Annotated in this window: 17 protein-coding genes, 1 tRNA gene and 1 pseudogene; 7 read left to right on the top strand and 12 right to left on the bottom strand. The window is 70.9% G+C overall.

The window, feature by feature from the left end; all coding sequences use genetic code 11:
• The first annotated feature begins 22 nt into the window (after positions 1 to 22).
• Positions 23 to 826, top strand: a complete 804-nt coding sequence (locus tag V8690_RS17000) for a trans-aconitate 2-methyltransferase (RefSeq protein WP_338779786.1) — start codon at positions 23 to 25, stop codon at positions 824 to 826.
• Here the strand turns inward: V8690_RS17000 and V8690_RS16995 are convergent, their stop codons facing one another.
• Together V8690_RS16995 and V8690_RS16990 are read right to left on the bottom strand one after the other, a co-directional pair.
• Positions 827 to 1,504 carry a TetR/AcrR family transcriptional regulator gene (locus V8690_RS16995; protein WP_037668217.1) on the bottom strand — a complete coding sequence of 226 codons (678 nt, stop codon included), beginning with the start codon at positions 1,502 to 1,504 and terminating at the stop codon, positions 827 to 829.
• Positions 1,501 to 2,517 carry a fatty acid desaturase gene (locus tag V8690_RS16990; RefSeq protein ID WP_338779777.1) on the bottom strand — a complete coding sequence of 339 codons (1,017 nt, stop codon included), beginning with the start codon at positions 2,515 to 2,517 and terminating at the stop codon, positions 1,501 to 1,503. Before V8690_RS16990 ends, V8690_RS16995 begins: the two co-directional genes overlap by 4 nt.
• A 293-nt stretch (positions 2,518 to 2,810) precedes the next feature.
• Here V8690_RS16990 and ppc point away from each other — a divergent pair, with 293 nt between their 5' ends.
• Positions 2,811 to 5,543, top strand: a complete 2,733-nt coding sequence (gene ppc / locus V8690_RS16985; protein ID WP_338779774.1) for a phosphoenolpyruvate carboxylase — start codon at positions 2,811 to 2,813, stop codon at positions 5,541 to 5,543.
• A 65-nt stretch (positions 5,544 to 5,608) separates the two neighbouring features.
• Here ppc and V8690_RS16980 read toward each other — a convergent pair whose 3' ends face one another.
• From V8690_RS16980 to V8690_RS16945, 8 genes are all read right to left on the bottom strand, one after another.
• On the bottom strand, positions 5,609 to 6,301 hold the full coding sequence (locus V8690_RS16980) for an LPXTG cell wall anchor domain-containing protein (protein ID WP_338779772.1): 693 nt from the start codon (positions 6,299 to 6,301) through the stop codon (positions 5,609 to 5,611).
• A gap of 138 nt (positions 6,302 to 6,439) precedes the next feature.
• The gene (locus tag V8690_RS16975; RefSeq protein ID WP_338779771.1) at positions 6,440 to 6,931 is read right to left on the bottom strand and encodes a hypothetical protein; all 492 of its coding nucleotides are present in this window, start codon (positions 6,929 to 6,931) and stop codon (positions 6,440 to 6,442) included.
• A 54-nt stretch (positions 6,932 to 6,985) separates the two neighbouring features.
• Positions 6,986 to 7,588: an aminoacyl-tRNA hydrolase gene (gene pth / locus V8690_RS16970; protein WP_338779769.1), complete on the bottom strand. Its 603-nt coding sequence runs from the start codon at positions 7,586 to 7,588 to the stop codon at positions 6,986 to 6,988.
• Between the two features lie 69 nt (positions 7,589 to 7,657).
• On the bottom strand, positions 7,658 to 8,254 hold the full coding sequence (locus V8690_RS16965) for a 50S ribosomal protein L25/general stress protein Ctc (protein WP_338779767.1): 597 nt from the start codon (positions 8,252 to 8,254) through the stop codon (positions 7,658 to 7,660).
• Positions 8,255 to 8,449: 195 nt separating this feature from the next.
• A complete protein-coding gene (locus tag V8690_RS16960; RefSeq protein WP_338779765.1) occupies positions 8,450 to 9,430 on the bottom strand; it encodes a ribose-phosphate diphosphokinase in 981 nt (326 codons plus the stop codon).
• A gap of 135 nt (positions 9,431 to 9,565) precedes the next feature.
• Positions 9,566 to 11,011: a bifunctional UDP-N-acetylglucosamine diphosphorylase/glucosamine-1-phosphate N-acetyltransferase GlmU gene (gene glmU, locus V8690_RS16955; protein WP_338779763.1), complete on the bottom strand. Its 1,446-nt coding sequence runs from the start codon at positions 11,009 to 11,011 to the stop codon at positions 9,566 to 9,568.
• Positions 11,012 to 11,133: 122 nt separating this feature from the next.
• Positions 11,134 to 11,205 (bottom strand) — tRNA-Gln (locus tag V8690_RS16950).
• A gap of 63 nt (positions 11,206 to 11,268) precedes the next feature.
• Positions 11,269 to 12,090 (bottom strand): hypothetical protein, encoded by an 822-nt coding sequence (locus V8690_RS16945; protein ID WP_338779761.1) that lies wholly within the window; start codon positions 12,088 to 12,090, stop codon positions 11,269 to 11,271.
• Between the two features lie 167 nt (positions 12,091 to 12,257).
• On the opposite strand from V8690_RS16945, the gene V8690_RS16940 reads away from it, so the two are divergent.
• The gene (locus V8690_RS16940) at positions 12,258 to 13,556 is read left to right on the top strand and encodes a histidine kinase (RefSeq protein WP_338779759.1); all 1,299 of its coding nucleotides are present in this window, start codon (positions 12,258 to 12,260) and stop codon (positions 13,554 to 13,556) included.
• Between the two features lie 37 nt (positions 13,557 to 13,593).
• Here V8690_RS16940 and V8690_RS16935 read toward each other — a convergent pair whose 3' ends face one another.
• Together V8690_RS16935 and V8690_RS16930 are read right to left on the bottom strand one after the other, a co-directional pair.
• Positions 13,594 to 14,088: an SUKH-3 domain-containing protein gene (locus V8690_RS16935; protein WP_338779757.1), complete on the bottom strand. Its 495-nt coding sequence runs from the start codon at positions 14,086 to 14,088 to the stop codon at positions 13,594 to 13,596.
• An 83-nt stretch (positions 14,089 to 14,171) separates the two neighbouring features.
• Positions 14,172 to 14,732: a YwqJ-related putative deaminase gene (locus tag V8690_RS16930; protein WP_338779755.1), complete on the bottom strand. Its 561-nt coding sequence runs from the start codon at positions 14,730 to 14,732 to the stop codon at positions 14,172 to 14,174.
• 305 nt (positions 14,733 to 15,037) lie between these two features.
• Here V8690_RS16930 and V8690_RS16925 point away from each other — a divergent pair, with 305 nt between their 5' ends.
• The 4 genes and pseudogenes from V8690_RS16925 (at position 15,038) to V8690_RS16910 (ending at position 20,482) form a co-directional block, all read left to right on the top strand.
• Positions 15,038 to 16,042, top strand: coding sequence for an SMI1/KNR4 family protein (locus V8690_RS16925; RefSeq protein ID WP_338779753.1), 1,005 nt, complete (start codon positions 15,038 to 15,040; stop codon positions 16,040 to 16,042).
• Between the two features lie 8 nt (positions 16,043 to 16,050).
• Positions 16,051 to 18,867 (top strand): SUKH-4 family immunity protein, encoded by a 2,817-nt coding sequence (locus V8690_RS16920; RefSeq protein ID WP_338779751.1) that lies wholly within the window; start codon positions 16,051 to 16,053, stop codon positions 18,865 to 18,867.
• A gap of 122 nt (positions 18,868 to 18,989) precedes the next feature.
• A pseudogene (locus V8690_RS16915) lies at positions 18,990 to 19,450 on the top strand (carboxymuconolactone decarboxylase family protein).
• Positions 19,451 to 19,594: 144 nt separating this feature from the next.
• A complete protein-coding gene (locus tag V8690_RS16910) occupies positions 19,595 to 20,482 on the top strand; it encodes a cellulose-binding protein (RefSeq protein WP_338779750.1) in 888 nt (295 codons plus the stop codon).
• The last annotated feature ends 287 nt before the right edge of the window (positions 20,483 to 20,769 follow it).

The raw sequence follows: 20,769 nt of genomic DNA, 5'->3' as shown, positions 1-20,769 counted from the left end.
CACCAGGACACCAGGAGGATCCATGCCCGGAGCCGCCGCCTGGGACCCCGCCCAGTACCTCCGCCACGCCGGCCACCGCGCCCGCCCCTTCACCGACCTCCTCGCCCGCGTCCCCGACCTCCCGGGCGACCCTCCCCGCATCGCCGACCTCGGCTGCGGCCCGGGCAACGTCACCGCCCTGCTCGCCGCCCGCTGGCCCACCGCCCGGATCACCGGTTACGACAACTCGCCCGAGATGCTCGACAAGGCCCATGCCGATCACGAGGGGCCCACCCCGGGCGGCGGTGGTCTCGACTTCGCCCACGCCGACGTCCGTACGTGGACGCCGAGCGAGCGCTGCGACCTGATCGTCAGCAACGCCGCGCTCCAGTGGGTGCCGGGGCATTGCGACCGGTTCGCCGACTGGGTGGCCGCACTGAAGCCGTCCGGCACCTTCGCCTTCCAGGTGCCCGGGAACTTCGACGCCCCCAGCCACCGGCTGATGCGCGACCTCGCACGCCGGTACGGCCTCGCCGGCACCCTCCGCCACGCCGACGCCGTCCTGACCCCCGAGGCCTACCTGGAGCGGCTCACCTCGCTCGGCTGCGCCGCCGACGTGTGGGAGACGACGTACGTCCATCTGCTCCAGGGCGAGGACCCGGTGCTCGACTGGGTGCAGGGGACCGGCCTGCGGCCCGTGCTGACCGCCCTCGCCGATGACCCCGAGGCGCGGGACGGCTTCCTCGCCGAGTACCGGACGGCCCTGCGCGAGGCCTATCCGGCGGGGCCGCACGGCACGCCCTTCCCGTTCCGGCGCCTGTTCGCCGTGGCCCGGAAGGAAGGGTGACTAGGCCTTGCGGCGCCCTATCAGGTGCGGCTTCGCCTCCAGCCCGTCCAGCCCGTGCCACGCCAGGTTCACCAGGTGCGCGGCCACCTCGGCCTTCTTCGGCTTGCGGACGTCCAGCCACCACTGGCCGGTCAGGGCGACCATGCCGACCAGGGCCTGGGCGTACAGCGGCGCCAGCTTGGGGTCAAAGCCGCGGCTCTTGAACTCGCGGCCCAGGATGTCCTCCACCTGGGTGGCGATGTCCGAGATGAGCGAGGCGAAGGAACCCGTGGACTGGGGGATGGGGGAGTCACGGACCAGGATGCGGAAACCGTCCGTGTACTCCTCGATGTAGTCCAGCAGGGCGAAGGCGGCCTGCTCGCACAGTTCGCGGGGGTGACCGGCCGTGAGGGAGCTGGTCACCATGTCCAGCAGGCGGCGCATCTCGCGGTCCACGACGACCGCGTACAGCCCTTCCTTGCCGCCGAAGTGCTCGTACACCACCGGCTTGGAGACCCCGGCCTTCGCCGCGATCTCCTCCACCGACGTGCCCTCGAAACCCTTCGCGGCGAAGAGCGTGCGACCGATCTCCAGCAGCTGCTGGCGGCGCTCGGCACCGGTCATCCGCGTGCGACGCACTCGCCGCGGCTTGTCATTGCTGGGGGTGCTGCTCGAGTCGGTCGCCACAGCGACCATCATGCCGCCTTGACGGGCTCCTTCCCGCGCGGGGAGCCGCCTTCCCCGGTGTTACGGCGCGAATCGATACGCGAGCGTGACGGCCAGCGCACGTCGTACGCCCAGCCGAGCATCTCGAACCAACGGATCAGCCGGGCGGAGGAGTCCAGCTGGCCGCGCATCACACCGTGCCGCGCGGAGGTGGGGTCGGCGTGGTGCAGGTTGTGCCAGGACTCGCCGCAGGACAGGATCGCCAGCCACCACACGTTGCCCGAGCGGTCGCGCGACTTGAAGGGGCGCTTGCCCACCGCGTGGCAGATCGAGTTGATCGACCACGTCACGTGGTGCAGCAGGGCCACCCGGACGAGCGATCCCCAGAAGAACGCCGTGAACGCGCCCCACCAGGACATCGTGACCAGCCCGCCGATCAGCGCCGGGAGGGCCAGGGACACCACCGTCCACAGGACGAACTGGCGGGAGATCGCGCGGAGCGTCTTGTCCTTGATCAGGTCCGGGGCGTACTTCTCCTGCGAAGTCTGCTCCTCGTCGAACATCCATCCGATGTGTGCCCACCACAACCCCTTCATCAGGGCCGGGAGCGTCTCGCCGAACCGCCACGGCGAGTGCGGGTCGCCCTCCGCGTCGGAGAACTTGTGGTGCTTGCGGTGATCGGCCACCCAGCGGACCAGCGGACCCTCGACCGCCATGGAGCCGGCGACTGCCAGCGCGATCTTCAGCGGCCGCTTGGCCTTGAAGGAACCGTGGGTGAAGTGACGGTGGAAACCGATCGTGATGCCGTGGCACCCCAGGAAGTAGAAGAACACCAGCAGACCGAGGTCCAGCCAGCTCACGCCCCAGCCCCAAGCCAGCGGCACGGCCGCCAGCAGCGCGAGGAACGGGACGGTGATGAAGAGGAGGAGGGCGATCTGCTCGATGGACCGCTTCTGCTCGCCGCCCAGCGTGGCGGCGGGGGCTTGATCGGTGGCCTGACCGGACGCCTTCGGGGCGTTCTCGATCACGTCGGAACTACTGGTCATACGCGTCCCCTGGGGGGTATGTGGATGGAGAGGAGGGTGCCGGAGCACGGGAACTCCGCAGTGCTTCCTACGGTTCCGTAACCTACGGCTTCGTAAGTATGGCAGCGCGTCGCCCGGCGGCAAGAGCCCAAGAGCCTGCGCGTCCCGGCCGACACCTATCCTGGAGTCGGTCGGACAGCGCGGTCCGCTCTGATTTCTTCCCGGACGTCCGGCCCGTAAGCGGCGCCCGCCGCGCGAGACGCCGTCCGGGTACCCCTCCCAGACGAGCTTCAACACTGCAAGGAGCCGCACCTGTGAGCAGTGCCGACGACCAGACCACGACGACGAGCAGTGAGCTGCGTGCCGACATCCGCCGACTGGGTGACCTCCTCGGAGAGACCCTCGTCCGGCAGGAGGGTCCTGAGCTCCTGGAGCTCGTCGAGAAGGTCCGCCGCCTCACCCGTGAGGACGGCGAGGCCGCCGCCGAGCTGCTGCGCGGCACCGAACTCCAGACCGCGGCCAAGCTGGTCCGCGCCTTCTCCACCTACTTCCACCTGGCCAACGTCACCGAGCAGGTCCACCGCGGCCGCGAACTGCGCGCCCGGCGCGCCGCCGAGGGCGGACTGCTCGCCCGTACGGCCGACCGGCTCAAGGACGCCGACCCCGAGCACCTGCGCCAGACGGTCCGCAACCTCAACGTCCGCCCCGTGTTCACCGCACACCCCACCGAGGCCGCGCGCCGGTCGGTCCTGAACAAGCTCCGGCGCATCGCCGCGCTCCTGGAGACCCCGGTCATCGAGTCCGACCGCCGCCGCCTCGACATCCGGCTGGCCGAGAACATCGACCTCGTCTGGCAGACCGACGAACTGCGCGTCGTCCGCCCCGAGCCCGCCGACGAGGCCCGCAACGCCATCTACTACCTGGACGAACTGCACGCGGGCGCCGTCGGCGACGTCCTGGAGGACCTCACTGCCGAGCTGGAGCGGGCCGGCGTCAAGCTCCCCGACGACACCCGCCCCCTCACCTTCGGCACCTGGATCGGCGGCGACCGCGACGGAAACCCGAACGTCACCCCCCAGGTCACCTGGGACGTCCTCATCCTCCAGCACGAGCACGGCATCAACGACGCCCTGGAGACGATCGACGAACTCCGCGGCTTCCTGTCCAACTCCATCCGCTACGCCGGCGCCACCGAGGAACTGCTGACCTCCCTCCAGGCCGACCTGGAGAACCTCCCCGAGATCAGCCCCCGCTACAAGCGCCTCAACGCCGAGGAGCCCTACCGGCTCAAGGCCACCTGCATCCGGCAGAAGCTGGAGAACACCAAGCAGCGCCTCGCCAAGGGCACCTCGCACGTGCCGGGCCGCGACTACCTCGGCACCAGCGAGCTGATCAGCGACCTGCGGATCATCCAGAGGTCCCTGCGCGAGCACCGCGGCGGCCTCTTCGCCGACGGGCGCCTCGCCCGCACCATCCGCACCCTGGCCGCCTTCGGCCTCCAGCTCGCCACCATGGACGTACGCGAACACGCCGACGCCCACCACCACGCCCTCGGTCAGCTGTTCGACCGGCTCGGCGAGGAATCCTGGCGGTACGCGGACATGCCCCGCGACTACCGCACCAAGCTGCTCGCCAAGGAACTGCGCTCCCGCCGCCCCCTCGCACCCACCCCCGCGCCCGTGGACGCGCCCGGCGAGAAGACCCTCGGCGTCTTCCAGACCGTCAAGCGGGCCCTGGAGATCTTCGGACCCGAGGTCATCGAGTCGTACATCATCTCCATGTGCCAGGGCGCCGACGACGTCTTCGCCGCCGCCGTCCTCGCCCGCGAGGCCGGCCTGATCGACCTGCACGCCGGCTGGGCCAAGATCGGCATCGTGCCGCTGCTGGAGACCACCGACGAGCTCAAGGCCGCCGACACCATCCTCGAGGACATGCTCTCCGACCCGTCCTACCGGCGCCTCGTCGCGCTCCGGGGCGACGTCCAGGAGGTCATGCTCGGCTACTCCGACTCCTCCAAGTTCGGCGGCATCACCACCAGCCAGTGGGAGATCCACCGCGCCCAGCGCCGCCTGCGCGACGTCGCCCACCGCTACGGCGTCCGCCTGCGGCTCTTCCACGGCCGCGGCGGCACCGTCGGCCGCGGCGGCGGCCCCACCCACGACGCCATCCTCGCCCAGCCCTGGGGCACCCTGGAGGGCGAGATCAAGGTGACCGAGCAGGGCGAGGTCATCTCCGACAAGTACCTCATCCCGGCCCTCGCCCGCGAGAACCTGGAACTGACGGTGGCCGCGACGTTGCAGGCCTCCGCCCTGCACACCGCACCCCGCCAGTCCGTCGAGGCCCTCGCCCGCTGGGACGCCGCCATGGACGTCGTCTCCGACGCCGCCCACGCCGCCTACCGCCGCCTCGTCGAGGACCCCGACCTCCCCGCGTACTTCTTCGCCTCCACCCCCGTCGACCAGCTCGCCGACCTCCACCTCGGCTCCCGGCCCTCCCGCCGCCCCGACTCCGGAGCCGGCCTGGACGGACTGCGCGCCATCCCGTGGGTGTTCGGCTGGACCCAGTCCCGGCAGATCGTGCCCGGCTGGTTCGGCGTCGGCTCCGGCCTCAAGGCCCTGCGCGAGGCCGGCCTCGACACCGTCCTCGACGAGATGCACCAGCAGTGGCACTTCTTCCGCAACTTCATCTCCAACGTCGAGATGACCCTGGCCAAGACCGACCTGCGGATCGCCCAGCACTACGTCGACACCCTCGTCCCCGACGAGCTCAAGCACGTCTTCGACACCATCAAGGCCGAGCACGAACTCACCGTCGCCGAGGTACTGCGCGTCACCGGCGAACAGGAACTCCTCGACGCCGAACCCGTCCTGAAGCAGACCTTCTCCATCCGCGACGCCTACCTCGACCCCATCTCCTACCTTCAGGTCGCCCTGCTCAAGCGACAGCGCGACGCGGCCGCCGCCGGCGAACAGCCCGACCCGCTCCTCGCCCGCGCCCTGCTCCTCACCGTCAACGGCGTGGCAGCGGGCCTGCGCAACACCGGCTGAGCCGCTCCCCGGACACGACCGTGCCCCCGAACCCGTACGGGCCCGGGGGCACGGCGCGTTCCGCGTCAGCCGCGGTCGAGCCTCCGGCGACGCGACACCAGGAACCCACCGCCCGCGACCAGCACCGCCGCCACACCGGACAACAGGCCCACCGGGGCCCCGTTGCCCGTCTCGGCGAGGTCACCGCCGGCACCGCCCTGCGGCGACGGCGACGAGGACGCGGGCCCACCCTCACCGGCCGGCGAACTCGGCGACCCCGACGTCCCCGGCTCCGCCGACGGCGCCTCGGACGCCCCGGACGAAGGCGACGGAGAAGCCGCCCCCGACGGCGTCGAACCGCCGGGCTCCCGCCCGTCCTCGCAGTCCGTCCAGAACACCTTGTGCTTGGCCGCACCCTTCTCGCCGTCGAAGTTCCAGAACAGCTTGTAGTGCCCGTCCGGCAGCGACAGATCCTCCGTACGGCCGTGGCCCTCCGCGTCCAGCGTCAGCGCGCCGGACTTCACCGTCTCCCCCTTGTTCTCGCTCGGGGGGATCGCGTCGATGTGCCAGTCGACCTCCTGGCCACCGTCGAAACCGAAAGCGTCCAGGTAGAACGTGCACACGTGCGGCTCGTTGCGGCGCAGCTCCTCACCCGTCGAAGCATCATGGATCTTGACCGTGCCGTTGTCACCGGGAGGGCTGGCCTGGGCGGCCGGAGCGAGCAGAAGGACCGCGGAAGCGGCGGCACAGACCGCGCCAGCGCGCATGAAGGTTCGCATCGAGGAGTAGTCCATCTTCGAGAAGTGACCGGGAAGATGTGGAGGGGGCGGCTCAGCTTCCAGCCTCGCCCGAGGGCCCGTCAATCACGAACACACAACGCTCGTCCCCTCCACAGAAGCAGAGAACGCCCGAACCCCTCAGACGGTCACGAAAGCGGCCGTCAGCAACGCCACCCCCGACAACGCCATCACCCACGCCGCCCGCGTACGCAGCAGACCGCCCGCCACCACCACCGACGCCAGCAACAGCGCACCGCCCAGCGGAATCCACGCGTACAGAACCCCGGCCGGCCCCGAACGCACCGCGTCATCGCTGCCCGGCTTCACGACCACCGTGTAGGTCCGGCCCTTCTGCACCGCGACCGACTTCTCCAGGACCACCTTCGACCGGGGCTGCCAACCCTCGGACAACGGCGAGTACCGGCCCGTGCACGTGTCCTGCCCGCACCGCGTCACCTCGACCGTCCCGCGCTCCCGGCCCTTCGTCAGCATCACGTGCTGCGCCGTACCCCACGACGCCCACACACCCGCGATCAGAATCAGCACGGCGACCACACCCATCGCAGCGAACCGCCCGAACCGCAGCACGGCATGAACGCTCGGGCGAGGGGCGGCGGCAGAGGCAGGCATGGCCGGGATCATTGGCCATATCCGCACGGCCGGTCAACTCCCGAGGGTGACAAATCAGGAGTTGTACGTACTCTGCGCCCGCTCCAGCCCCTCGATCACCAGACACTCCACCGCGTCCGCCGCCCGGTCCACGAAGTAGTCCAACTCCTTGCGCTCCGCCGACGAAAAGTCCCTCAGCACGAAATCCGCCACCGGCATCCGCCCCGGCGGCCGCCCGATCCCGAACCGCACCCGGTGATAATCCGGCCCGAACGCCTTCGTCATCGACTTCAGCCCGTTGTGCCCGTTGTCCCCGCCACCCAGCTTCAACCGCAGCGCACCGTAATCGATGTCCAACTCGTCATGAATCGCCACCACATGGCCCACCGGCACCTTGTAGAACTCCCGCAGCGCGTTCACCGGCCCGCCCGACAGATTCATGTACGACATCGGCTTCGCCAGCACCACCCGCCGGCTCATCGGCCCCGGCGGCCCGATCCGGCCCTCGACAACCTGCGCCTGCGCCTTCCCGGCCCGCTTGAACCTCCCCCCGACCCGCTCCGCCAGCAGATCGGCCACCATGAAACCCACGTTGTGCCGGTTCCCCGCATACTCCGGCCCCGGATTACCCAGCCCCACGATCAGCCAGGGAGCGGCGGCATCGGTCGTCACGTCCATGTCTCCTTCATACGCGTCGGCCGCTGCTCCGCACGGGAACAGCGGCCGACGAAACGACGACGAAGAGGATCAGGCCTCGGCGGCCTCTCCGCCCTCGGTCTCCTCGCCCTCCGGGGCCTCCTCGGCCTGCGCGGCCAGAACCTGAAGGACGACGGTGTCCTCCTCGACGGCCAGCGTCGTGCCCTTCGGCAGCGGAATGTCCTTCGCCAGGATCGAGTCACCCGCCGACAGACCCTCGATGGAAACCGTCACGGACTCCGGGATGTGGGTGGCCTCGGCCTGGACCGGCAGCGCGTTCAGCACGTGCTCCAGCAGGTTGCCGCCCGGGGCCAGCTCACCCTCGGTGTGCACGTAGATGTCGACGTTGACCTGCTCGCCACGCTGCACCAGCAGCAGGTCCACGTGCTCCAGGAAGCCCTTCAGCGGGTCACGCTGCACGGCCTTCGGAATCGCCAGCTCGGTCTTCTTGCCGTCGATGTCCAGCGCGATCAGCACGTTCGGCGTACGCAGCGCCATCAGCAGGTCGTGACCCGGCAGGGTCAGGTGCAGCGGGTCGGCACCGTGCCCGTACAGGACACCCGGAACCTGGGAGTCACGACGGATACGGCGCGCGGCACCCTTGCCGAACTCGGTGCGCGTCGCGGCGGAGATCTTCACCTCGGACATACTCACTCCTCGAAGTCAGAAACGGACGTGGTCACCCGGCCACGAACGGCCTGCTACGAAGAGCGCGTCGATAACGGACCGCCGTACAGGCTTCCTGAAGAAGCGGTACGGCCTCCCTCGCCGAGCAACTTCAGCAGTCTACTCGGCCAGGGAGGCCGCACCCAAAACGATCTACAAAAGCCCGCCCCAGGGCTCCTACTGCTCGTCGAACAGGCTCGTCACCGAACCGTCCTCGAACACCTCACGCACCGCGTTGGCGACCGTCGGCGCGATCGACAGCACTGTCAGCTTGTCCAGATCCCGGCCCAGCTCACTCGGCGTCGGCAGCGTGTTCGTGAACACGAACTCACTCACCCGCGAATTCTTCAACCGGTCCGCCGCCGGACCCGACAGCACACCGTGCGTCGCCGTCACGATCACGTCCTCCGCGCCATGCGCGAACAACGCGTCCGCCGCGGCACAGATCGTCCCACCCGTGTCGATCATGTCGTCCACCAGCACACACACGCGCCCCTTCACCTCACCCACGACCTCGTGGACGGTGACCTGGTTCGCGACATCCTTGTCCCGGCGCTTGTGCACGATCGCCAGCGGCGCACCCAGCCGGTCGCACCAGCGGTCGGCGACCCGCACCCGGCCGGCGTCCGGAGACACGACCGTCAGCTTCTCCCGGTCCACCTTCCGGCCCACGTAGTCCGCCAGCAGCGGCAACGCGAACAGATGATCCACCGGACCATCGAAGAAGCCCTGGATCTGGTCCGTGTGCAGATCCACGGTCAGCAGCCGGTCCGCGCCCGCGGTCTTCATCATGTCCGCGATCAGACGCGCCGAAATCGGTTCACGTCCCCGGTGCTTCTTGTCCTGTCGCGCGTAACCGTAGAACGGCACGATGACGGTGATGGAGCGGGCCGACGCGCGCTTCAGCGCATCGATCATGATCAACTGCTCCATGATCCACTTGTTGATCGGAGCCGTGTGGCTCTGGATCAGGAAGCAGTCGGCACCACGAGCCGACTCCTGATAACGCACATAGATCTCCCCGTTCGCGAAGTCGAAGGCCTTCGTCGGGACAACCCCGACACCCAACTGCTGGGCGACCTCCTCGGCAAGCTCGGGGTGGGCGCGGCCGGAGAAGAACATCAACTTCTTCTCGCCGGTCGTCTTGATCCCGGTCACAGCACTGTCTCCTCAGAGGTGTCGCAGCTGGGTGTCGAGAGACCTCTCAGCCGGCTTGCGAGAGGCCGTCTCAGCTGGTGGGGGTGCGGGTATGCACCTATCACCGTACGCCGTGTTCGAGGCACCGGTTTCCGGTCAGCCCTCCTCGGCCGCCCCCCGGGAAGCCGCCTCCGCCGCCTTCGCGGCCGCGCTCCCCGGACGCTTGCGAGCCACCCAACCCTCGATATTCCGCTGCTGACCACGGGCCACGGCCAGCGAACCGGGCGGCACATCCTTCGTGATCACGGACCCGGCGGCGGTGTACGCGCCGTCCCCGACCGTGACAGGCGCCACAAACATGTTGTCCGAGCCCGTACGGCAATGCGAACCGATGGTCGTGTGGTGCTTCTCCTGACCGTCGTAGTTCACGAACACGCTCGCGGCGCCGATGTTCGTGTGCTCACCGATCGTCGCGTCACCGACGTACGAGAGGTGAGGCACCTTCGTCCCCTCCCCGATGGAGGCGTTCTTCGTCTCCACGTACGTCCCGATCTTGCCCTTGGCACCCAGCCGGGTCCCCGGACGCAGATACGCGTACGGCCCGACGGTCGCCTCGGGTCCCACCTCCGCACCCACGGCAACGGTGTTGTCCACACGCGCACCGGCCCCCACGCGGGTATCGGTCAACCGGCAGTTGGGCCCGACCTCCGCGCCCTCCCCGAGGTGGGTCGATCCATGCAGCTGCGTGCCCGGGTGGACGACGGCGTCCTGCTCGAACGTGACGGTGACGTCGACCCACGTGGTCGCCGGGTCGATGACCGTGACACCGGACAGCATGGCCTCGGTGAGCAGCCGGTCGTTGAGAATGCGACGGGCCTCGGAGAGCTGCACGCGGTTGTTGATGCCGGCGATCTCCCGGTGGTCCGCGGCCACGGAGGCGCCGACCCGGTGCCCGGCCTCACGCAGGATCCCGAGCACGTCCGTCAGATACTCCTCGCCCTGGCTGTTGTCCGTCCGCACCTTCTTCAGCGCGTCCGCGAGCAGCTGCCCGTCGAACGCGAACACCCCCGAGTTGATCTCACGGATCGAACGCTGCGCGTCGGTGGCGTCCTTGTGCTCCACGATCGCCGTCACGGCACCCGAGTCGTCCCGCACGATCCGGCCGTAGCCCGTCGCGTCCGGCACCTCGGCGGTCAGCACGGTGACCGCGTTGCCGTCGGCGGCGTGCGTGGCGGACAGGGCCCGGAGGGTCGCGCCGGTCAGCAGGGGAGTGTCCCCGCACACCACGACGACCGTCCCGTCGACGGACCCGCCGAGCTCTTCCAGCCCCATCCGTACGGCGTGCCCGGTGCCGTTCTGCTCCGCCTGCACGGCGGTGCGGACGTCCGGGGCGATCTCGCCCAGGTGGGCGGTGACCTTCTCACGGGCGTGGCCGACCACGACGACCAGGTTCTCGGGGTGCAGCTCGCCCGCGGCGGCGAGCACGTGTCCCACGAGACTGCGGCCGCAGAGCTCGTGCAGGACCTTGGGTGTGGCCGACTTCATACGGGTGCCCTCACCCGCTGCGAGAACGACGACGGCTGCCGGGCGGTTGGCGCTCACGGGATGCCCTTCGGCTGTGGATGGGGTGGGGTGACATCCGCAGGATACCGGGGGGTTTTGTGGGGGGTGTGGGTGTGGGGCCTGACCGGATCTCATCAGCCAGGACCCGAACCGAGCATGTGCTCCCCTGCCAGGACTCGAACCTGGAATGATCCATCCAAAGTGGATAGTGTTGCCTATTACACCACAGGGGACTATAAACCCGGCTAATCGGACATCTCGCCGATCGGCTGGGCGGCTCCCAACACTATGCCGCACTAAGAGCCTTCGATGCGACGGTACAGCTCGGCACCCTTAAGGACTTTGATCACGAGGCAGCCGCGGTAAGAGTCGCCGGTGTTCTTGCGAACCGTCTTGGGGGTGTGCCTCTTCAGTGTCGTCTTGTTGAACGCGGAGCGTTCGGCGCCGACGAACTCGGCCCAGTACCGCTCGGCCTCTGTTACGTCAGCAGACTCGTGGATCATCACCGTGAAGCGCAGGCGGTCTCGTTCCACGCCCAGCAAGTCAAGCCAGGCCAGGAAGACCCGGATCATGCCGGGGTCGCTGTTGACGAAACAGACGTTCTCGCGGCGATCGTAGGGCTTGTCCTTGCCGCCCTCGGCCCAGTACAGGCCGACGCCCAGCAGGAACAGCTCGCGCGGTGACAGGGCGCCGACCGCCTGCTTGGCGGCATCCTTGGTGCGCTGCCGTTCCTCGTCCCGTAGGCGCATCGTGGCTTCCCAGCCCCGCCTCGCGATCGCTGACGCCTCTTCGGTAGTCCGCTTGCGCTCCGGCTTCGGCAGATCACGTACCCACAGCGAGATCGAACTCTTCGAGCACCCCAGCTCCACCTGGATCTGGTCGTACGTCCAGGCCTGGAGCCGGAGCTCCCTGGCCCTCTCGCGGAGGTCGTCCTTCGCGTTCGGGCGCTTCGTCCACTCCGGTGGCGGCTCGCCCTCCAGCAGGCGGTTGAGGATGTCGTTGTTGTCGACGTGCAGTCGGTCGCGGATCTGGCGTCGGCTCAGCCCCGTGCGTCGCAGCGCCACCGCCCTCTCCCGTAGTCCCTCGAAGTCGGTGTATTGGCCAGGGGCATGCGTCATGCGCATACCGTCCGGGCGGAATGGAGGGCTCCGGTGTCGAACGGTGAGCGATTCAGCAGTTCGAGGGATATCGGGCGGTATCGCTTCCGAACGGTCACGGAGTGTGGTGTAGGCCAGTCCGGGAAACTCGCCGGAAAACCGGCTGCGGGCGCCCGTAGGCTGGAGGCATGACCGCGACGGGGGAAGACCACGTGACGGCCCGGGGAGGGCCGTGGTGGTGGGTGAGACGGCGTAGTGCCGTGTTCGATGTGAGTCTGGCCGTGGTGTCGGCGCTGGAGTGCGCGGCGGAGGGCATTCCGTTCGCCAGGGACGCGGGGGTCCCGGTGGCCGCGGGGGTCGTTTTCGGTCTGTTGGCCGGGGCCGTGCTGCTCGTGCGGCGGCGCTGGCCGATCGCCGTCGTGCTGGTCTCGATCGCCATCACGCCCGCCCAGATGGGTTTCCTGATGGGCATCGTCGGCCTCTACACGCTGGCGGCGTCCGAGCTGCCCCGGCGGATCATCGGCTCGCTGGCGGGGATGTCGCTGGTGGCGACGCTCATCGTGACGTTCGTGAAGACGCGGCAGGACGTGGTGCGGGGCGATCTGGACATAGGGGACTGGTTCGTGCCCTTCGCCGCCATCACGATGTCGCTCGGCTTCACGGCGCCCCCGGTGCTGCTCGGTCTGTACGTGGGGGCCCGGCGGCGGCTGATGGAGAGCCTGCGGGAGCGTGCGGACAGTCTGGAGCGAGAGCTTCAGCTGCTCGCGGAGCGGGCGGAGGAGCGGGCCGAGTGGGCCCGGAACGAGGAGCGGACGCGGATCGCCCGGGAGATGCACGACGTCGTCGCGCATCGGGTGAGTCTGATGGTCGTGCATGCCGCCGCGCTGCAGGCCGTGGCGCGGAAGGATCCTGAGAAGGCGGTCAAAAACGCCGCGCTCGTGGGGGACATGGGGCGGCAGGCGCTGACCGAGCTGCGGGAGATGCTCGGGGTGTTGCGCAGTGGCGGGGACGAGCGGCGTGAGCGTGCCGCGTCGGTGCCGCTGGCGGCGGTGGGGGTGGCGGCCGCCGCGGCGGCTTCGCGGGCCGCCGATGACGAGGGGCCGTGTCTGGCGGAGATCGAGGAGCTGGTGGGGCAGTCGGCCGCCGCGGGGATGGTGGTCGATCTGACGGTGGAGGGGGATGTCCGGTCGTATGCGCCGGAGGTGGAGCAGACGGCGTATCGGGTGGTGCAGGAGGCGTTGACGAACGTCCACAAGCACGCGGCCGGGGCGAAGACGTATGTGCGGTTGGCGCATCGGGTGTCGGAGATCGCGATGCAGGTGGAGAACGAGCCGCCTGCGGCGGCGGCGTCGTCGGCGCGGTTGCCGTCCGGGGGGAACGGGCTGGTGGGGATGAAGGAGCGGGTGGCGGCGCTGGGCGGGGTGTTTGTGTCCGGGCCGACGGATGCGGGGGGTTTTCGGGTGTCGGCGGTGATTCCGGCGTCGTAGCCCCCGGCTGGGAGGCCGGCGGCTTTCTCCTGTTGCGTCAGCCCGCTGTGAGGCGTGTCGGTGCGGTGCCGGCGATGAGGGTGGACAGGGCCTGGTCGATGTCGGCGCCGAGGTACCAGTCGCCGGTGTGGTCGAGGGTGTAGACGCGGCCTTCGGTGTCGATGGCGAGGAGGGCCTGGCTGTCGGTTTCGGCGCCGAGGGGGCAGACCTCGGTGCCGAGGGCGCGGCCGAGGTCGCCGAGGGTGCGGGCCATGTGGAGGCCGTGCAGCGGGTCGAGGTGGAGGGCGGCGGGGGCGACTCGCCGGCCGGGGCCGGTGGGGGTGATGTGGAGTCCGCCGAATTCGGCCCAGGCCTCGACGGCCGCGGGGAAGACGGTGTGTCGGTGGCCGGCGGGTGAGACGTGGTCGCGCAGGGCGTCGGCCCAGATCTCGGCCTGTTTGATGTCCCAGCGTCCGGGTTGCCAGCCGGCGGCGCGCAGGGCGGCGTCGACTTGTACGGCGAAGCGGGTGGTGGAGGTGCGGTCGGTGTGCATCTGCCCTTCGTCTCGTCGAGGTCATGGGATGGCGTGCGGTGCACGCGCCGGGGTGTCCGGCCGTGCGGGTGTGTTGGGGGGCGTCAGCTGTTCTGCGACGCCGGGTCGACTATGCGGACGCCGAAGTGGGCGCTGAGCGCGGTGCAGGCGCGGCAGGGGGTGGCGAAGCTGCCGTGGAGGGGGTCGCCGTCCTCGCGGATGCGGCGGGCGGTGAGTTTGGCCTGCTTGAGGGCTTTACGGGCCTCGCCGTTGGTCATGGGTTTGCGTGCGGCGCGTTTGCTGCGTGCGGCGTCCGCGGCGGCGATGTGCCGGGAGATGAGGATGGTCTCGGCGCAGCGGCCGGTGTAGCGGTCGCGCTGGGCGCTGGTGAGGGTGTCCAGGAAGTCCTGGACGAGGGGGTGCAGGGCCGGGGGTGTGTCGCCGCGGGCGGCGGTGCCGGTGAGGGTGGTGCCGCGGACGGAGAGGGCGGCGGCGACGGTGGGGAGGATGCCGTCGCGGCGGTGGTGGAGGACGGGGGTGTGAGCGGCTTCGGTGGCGCTCCAGCCGATGCGGGGGTCGCCGCCTCGTGGGGCGCCGCCCCGGGGGTCGCCGTTTCGTGGGTCGGCGGACCTGCCGGTGTGTGGTCCCGTCTGCGTCGCGTTCATGATCGTATACCCCTCCGTGCATCCCCCCGGGGGTCACAGACTGCCAAATGCCGTGGCAGGTGCGGAAGCTGGGGCGCGGTGACACGCCCGTCCGGGGTGTGCCGTGACAGTGGGGTGACGGCTGGTCACGGAAGCGGAGAGGTCGCCGACCGGTGGCCGGTGACCGGTGTCGTCGTACCGCATAGGCTGTCGGCACCGCGATCCACGTGGTTGACGCGTGGGTTCGGACGTGACAGTCGATACGGGGCGTAGTGGGCCAGAGGGGTCACTGCGGGTCGTACAGAGTGCCGCAGGGGGCAACCGCCATGACGACAGGTCGGCTCGGGCAGCAAGCCGCGCCGCCGAACGCGGCCTACGCCGGGCAGGTCGTGCATTTCCCGGATCCGGTCCGGGCGGCCCGTCACCCGAGAGGGGTACGGGTCGACGAGCGTGGTTACCCCGACTTCTCGCCCTACGCGCGCGCGGCCGCGGAGATCGCGGAGCCCCCGGAGGGTTTCGGCGTCGACGAGTTGCGGCTGACGGACTACGTGTCGGCGAACATGGCGCTGGCGGCGTCCGGGCACGAGTTGTGGGACACGGTGCCGGCGGTGGCGACGCCGCACGGCTGGACGTGGCACCACGCGGTGGGCTCGCGGCGGCTGGAGCTGGTCCCGGTCGAGGTGAAGGCGTTGCTGCGGCACCACGGCGGTGTGGCGACGTCGGGCGTCGACCAGTCAAAGCGGGGCACGCGGCCGTTGCAGGAGACGCGTCCGGCGCACTTCGGGCTGCCGAAGTCGGGTGTGGCGGTGACGGAGTCGCAGGTGCAGGGCGTCGAGGAGGATCTCGGCTACCGGCTGCCGGGTCCGTACCGGTCGTTCCTGAAGGCGGCGGGGGGCTGTGCGCCGGTGGGTGCCGCACTGGACGCGGAGCTGGGGCTGCTGATCGACCAGCCGTTCTTCACCGTGCGGGACGAGGCGGCGGTCAACGACCTGGTGTACGTCAACAAGTGTCTGCGTGACCATCTGACCAAGGACTATCTGGGGATCGGCTTCGTCCAGGGCGGGTTGCTGGCCGTGAAGGTGAAGGGTGACCGGATCGGTTCGGTGTGGTTCTGCGCGTACGACGACGCGCGGGACGTGGATCCCTCGCTCCCGCCGGCGGCGCGGGTGGAGCGGTTGCTGCTGCCGTGCGGGGACGATTTCGATGTCTTCCTGTCGCGGCTGGCCGGTGATCCGCCGGAGTTGGAGACGGTGGCGAACCTGATGGTGGACGGCGGGTTCGCGCGTGTGGTGCCGGTGGGTGCGGTGTCGTCCTCGGCCGTGGGGGAGTGACTTCAGCGATGGTGACCTTCGCGCAGGCGCAGGAGCGTGCGGAAGAGTGGATCAACGGGGACGTGCCGTCGTACCAGCATCGTGAGGTGCGGGTGCGGGAGTTCGACCTGGGGTTCGTGGTGTGGGCCGAGGACCGGGCGGACGGTCCGCGTTCCGACGGCGGCGCGCAGCGGCTGGTGATCGCGCGGGACAGCGGCGAGGCGACGCTGTGGCCCGGGTTGCCGGTGGGTGAGGTGATCCGCCGGTACGAGGAGGAGTACGGCCGTCCGGACACGGCGGAGGAGCCGGCTCCGGCTCCGGCGGCCCGGGTGGACCTGAATCAGACGTCCTTCCTGCTGACTCCGCCGGAGTGGTTGCAGGACGCGGCGGACAAGCTGGGGATTCCTGATCGGCGGGGGGTTGGTGCTTCGGGCTCTGCTTCTGCCGGTGCTGCGGGTGGTGATTCCGCTTCCGGTGCCTCCTGGCCTGCTGCCGCGGGGAGCGACTCGGGGAGTGACTCCGGCACGGGCGCGGGGGTGCCGGGTGCGGCTGCCGGGGCCACGCCCTGGGCCGGTACGGACACCAACGGCGATGCCGGTGACGACCGTTCCGTGCCGCTGCCCGCGACTGTCTTCGCGCCGCCGCTGAGTGAGACCGATGGTGACTCGCCGCCGCCGACGACGCCCGAGGCGAAGACGGCGCTGATGTCGGGCGGCAGCCGGATTCCGCCGACGGCTGTCTCACCGGCGATCGACGATCCGAACGCGCAGGGCGGTGCGGGTGCGGCTGCGCCTGGTGGGCCGGGTTACGGCTATCCGCCGGGGGCGACGGGTGCTGCTCCGGCTCCCGGCGTGCCGGGGACGCCGCCGGGTGGTGTGCCGCAGGGCGGCACGCCTCCGCCTGCGCCGGGCGGGCAGCCGTACGGGTATCCGCAGGGCGTCGGCGGTGGGTCTGCGGGTTCTGTGGGTTCTGCGGGGGGTGCGGCGGCTTCCGGGCCTGCCGGTCCCGGCAGTGCGCCTGGTCCTGCCGGTCCCGCCGGTGTGCCGCAGCCGCCGGCCGGGCCGGGTGCGTCTGAGCGGCCGCTCGCGCCGAACGCCGGGGACATCGCCGACGCCGCGACCAGCAAGGCGGCCCCGCCGCCGGGCCGTGGACGAGGCACCGCGCCGACGCCGCCGCCTCCGCCGGGCGCCCCGGGGACGCCCGGTGCGCGGCCGGGCGGTACGCCTCCGCCGTCGGGGCCCGGTGCGCCGGGTACTCCGGCGGGAGGTTACGTGCCTACGCAGCTTGTGTCGGCGCTCGGGCCCGAGGGGTCCGGGGGGCCTGGAGGCCAGGGCAACGAGGGCCCTGGTGCGCCGCTGCCTCCCCAGCAGCCGCCGGGTCCTCCTGGTGCGCCGAACCCGCCTGGTGCGCCGCGGCCTCCGGGCGCTTCGAACCCGCCCGGCGCCCCCGGTGGTACGCCCCCCGGTGGTGTCCACCATGCCGCCACGATGCTTGCCGATCCCGGCCGGACGGGCGGCCCGGGTGCGCCACAGCCTCCGGGGCCTCCCGGGCCTCCGGGCGCGCCTGGTGCGCCTGGTGCCCCGCAGGCTCCGGGTGCCCCGAACCCGCCTGGTGCGCCGGGTGCCCCTGGCGCCCCGGGCGCTCCCGGCGGCCCGGGTCCCGTGCACCACGCGGCTACCGTGCTGGCCACGCCCCCGGTGGGCGGCCCCGGCGTGCCTCCGCCGCCGCAGGCCCCCGGCGCACCACCCGCTGCCCCGGGCGCTCCCGGCGTGCCCGGTGCGCCGCCGATGCCGCCCGGCGCGATGCCGCCGCCCGGTCAGCACGTCCCCGGGCCGCCGCCGGCGTACGGCTATCCGCAGCAGCCCACCGGGCAGCCGACGGTCGGCCCCGGCTACCAGGCCGTGTTGCGCTACCGCGCGCAGGACGGTTCCGAGCAGCAGCTGATCCGGCGTTCGGCGCCGGGTACGCCGCACCCGGAGTGGCAGATCTTCCACGAGCTGCGGGCCATGAACGTGCCCCCGGACCAGGTGCTGGAGCTGCACACCGAGCTGGAGTCGTGCGAGTTGCCGGGTGCGTACTGCGCGCGGATGATCCGGGAGCAGTGGCCGCAGGCGCGGATCACGTCCATCGCGCCGTACGGTACGGACCACGCGAGCCGGCAGCAGGGCATGCGGCAACTGCTGGCCCACCAGGGCGAGTTGCACCAGGTGGCCGACGGCCCGGCGCGTCCGGCTCCGGTGCGGGCGCCGTTGCCGCCGGTGCAGGCGGCACCGCCGATCCCGCCGGAGGGCATCGCGCAGGAGCTGGGTGCCGCGTTCGGGCCGGGGGTGTTCCGGTTCGAGCAGGCCGCCGTGTCCCGGCAGGGCGTGCCGCCGGTCGTGGCGCACACGCTGGTGGCGGCGGGCCTGCCGATGGACATGGGCCCCTTCTTCTGGGCGCAGGCGCAGCCGGGCCGGCCTGTTCCGACGCTGGCGGAGCTGGCGGCCGAGCGCGGTGTGCAGCCGGCCTCGGACGCCGGTTCCTACCTGGTGATGGGCAGTGACTTCGGCAAGGCGATCTGCGTGCAGTACGGCACGGCGAACATCGTCGCCGTGCCGGTGGAGGCGGGGCCGGGCGGGGCGCCCGTACCGCCGCAGTTCGTGAACACCGGGCTGATGGAGTTCGCGCGCTGCATGGCGCTGCTCGGGCGGATGTGGCGGTTGCGGTTCGGGCTGACCCAGGAGCAGGCGGGCCGTTGGACCGTCGACTTCCAGGCGCAGTTGGCCGCGCTCGACCCGGCGGCGCTCGGGTCGCCGGAGAGCTGGTGGTCGGTGCTGCTGGAGCAGATGTGGGACGGACTGCTGTGACGCGCCGCCGCTGACTCCTGAGGAGCCGGGTCCGGCCGGTCGTGAGGCCGCCGGGCCCGGCTTTTTTCATGCTGGGCTGTCACATCTTCCTCCGTCGTTCCGTCAGTGCGGTGGCAGAGATCATGCAGGCACGGATGACCAACCCGGCATACGTCCTTCCCGGTGCGATGAAGGGCATCGGCACCCTCTTCCAGGCGATCGGGGAGGGCGGGCTCCGGCAGGACCTGGCGGAGATCGTCGGGCTGCGGGCCAGCCAGATCGACGGCTGCGGTGCCTGCGTGCACGGGCACACCGCAACCTCCGCGAGGCCGGCGTGAGCGAGGAGCGCATCGGGGCCGTCGCTGCTTGGCGGCACGCGCCCTTCTTCTCGGACGCCGAGCGGGCCGCGCTGAAGCTGACGGAGGCGATGACGCGGCTGTCGGATCTGTCGCAGGAGTCGGTTCCGGAGGCGCTGTGGGACGAGGTGGCCGACCACTTCGGCGAGAAGGAGATCTCCGCGCTGATCCTCACCGTCTCGGTCACCAACATGGTCAACCGCATCAACACGACCATCAAGGAGCCCGCGGGCACCACGTGGGGCTGACGGCCGTACGGCTCGGTCGGGGGCCCACGTCCTCTGTGCGGAGTGTCACGTTATGAACACTTCCGTCCGGTCCACCAAGATGTGCGCGAAATCATCCCATTTCGCGCTCGATCGCGCGTCGGCGTGGTGGAGAGGGGCCCCAGCATGAGCAGCGCATCGGTGTCCCCGCACGGCTTCCTGGCCGTGCGGGGGCGCGGTTACCGTCCCGAGCAGGTCGACGAGTACGCCGAGGCCCTCTCCGAGGACCGCGACGCGGCCTGGGAGAGGGCCGCCCGGCTGACGGTGCTCGCCCGGCGCATGGACTCGGAACTGGAGCGGTTGCGGGAGGTCGTCGCGCGGTTGGTCCCGCAGACCTACGAGTCGCTCGGAGAGCGGGCGCGGCGGCTCTTCGAACTCGGCCAGGAGGAAGCCGCGGCCGTGCGAGAGGGGGCGCGGCGGGAGGCGCGGCAACTCGTGGACGGGGCGTGCGCGTCCGCGGCCGACGTGCGCGAGTCCGCGCAGGCGCACGCCGACGCCGTACGCGCCGACGCCGACGAACGTGCCCGGCGGCGGCTGCTCGCGGCGCGTGCCGAGGTCGACGAGATCCTGGGCGCGGCCGACCGTGAGGCGAAGGAACAGCGGGACGAGGCGCTGGCCGCGCTGCGGGAGATGCGCCAGCGCACCTCCGGGATGCCGGCCGACCAGGCCAAGGAACACGCTGAGCGGTGGGCGGAGTCGGACCGGGAGGATGCCGCCCGGGCGGCCGCGCTGGACGCCCACTACGCGGAAGCGGTGGCGCGGGCCGAGGGTGCGCTGTCCGAAGCCAAGCAGGCCTTCGCCGACGCCGAGGACGCGAGCGGGCACCGGCGGGAAGAGGCAGCCGCGCGCGCCGCGGAGTTGCTCGCCGAAGCCCACGGCCACGCCGAGTCCGTGGAACAGGAGACCGACCGACTCGTGCGCGAACACGCCGAGCGCGGGGACGACGCCCGGGCACACATCGCCCGCGTACACACCATCCTCACGGCGTGGGCGGGGCGGGTGGCGGCGGAGTGAGGTGGTGTACGGCTCCGCCGCCCCCGGTCCTCCCGCTGGCGGCTGAGTGCTGGTCTCCCGCGAGGGGAATCAGTATTCGCCCATCGAATGTGTGACCTTTCCGGGTGCTGCTCGTTGGGTGTGATGAGTGGTTTTTCGAGGGGCCGTATGGGGGTGTGAGAAAGTCCTCGCGCCGGTGGACACGCACCTCGGCTCGCTCGCCTCCCGGGACTGTGCGCTGGCGGTCTGGAGTACTCCACGGACACGTGGGCGGCCCGGAAGCGGGGCTTGACCTCGCGTGTTACCCG

It is taken from the genome of Streptomyces sp. DG1A-41 (assembly GCF_037055355.1).
Lineage (GTDB): Bacteria > Actinomycetota > Actinomycetes > Streptomycetales > Streptomycetaceae > Streptomyces.
The sequence above is the reverse complement of the archived record's forward strand: the minus strand, read 5'-3'. Positions and strand labels throughout refer to the sequence as shown.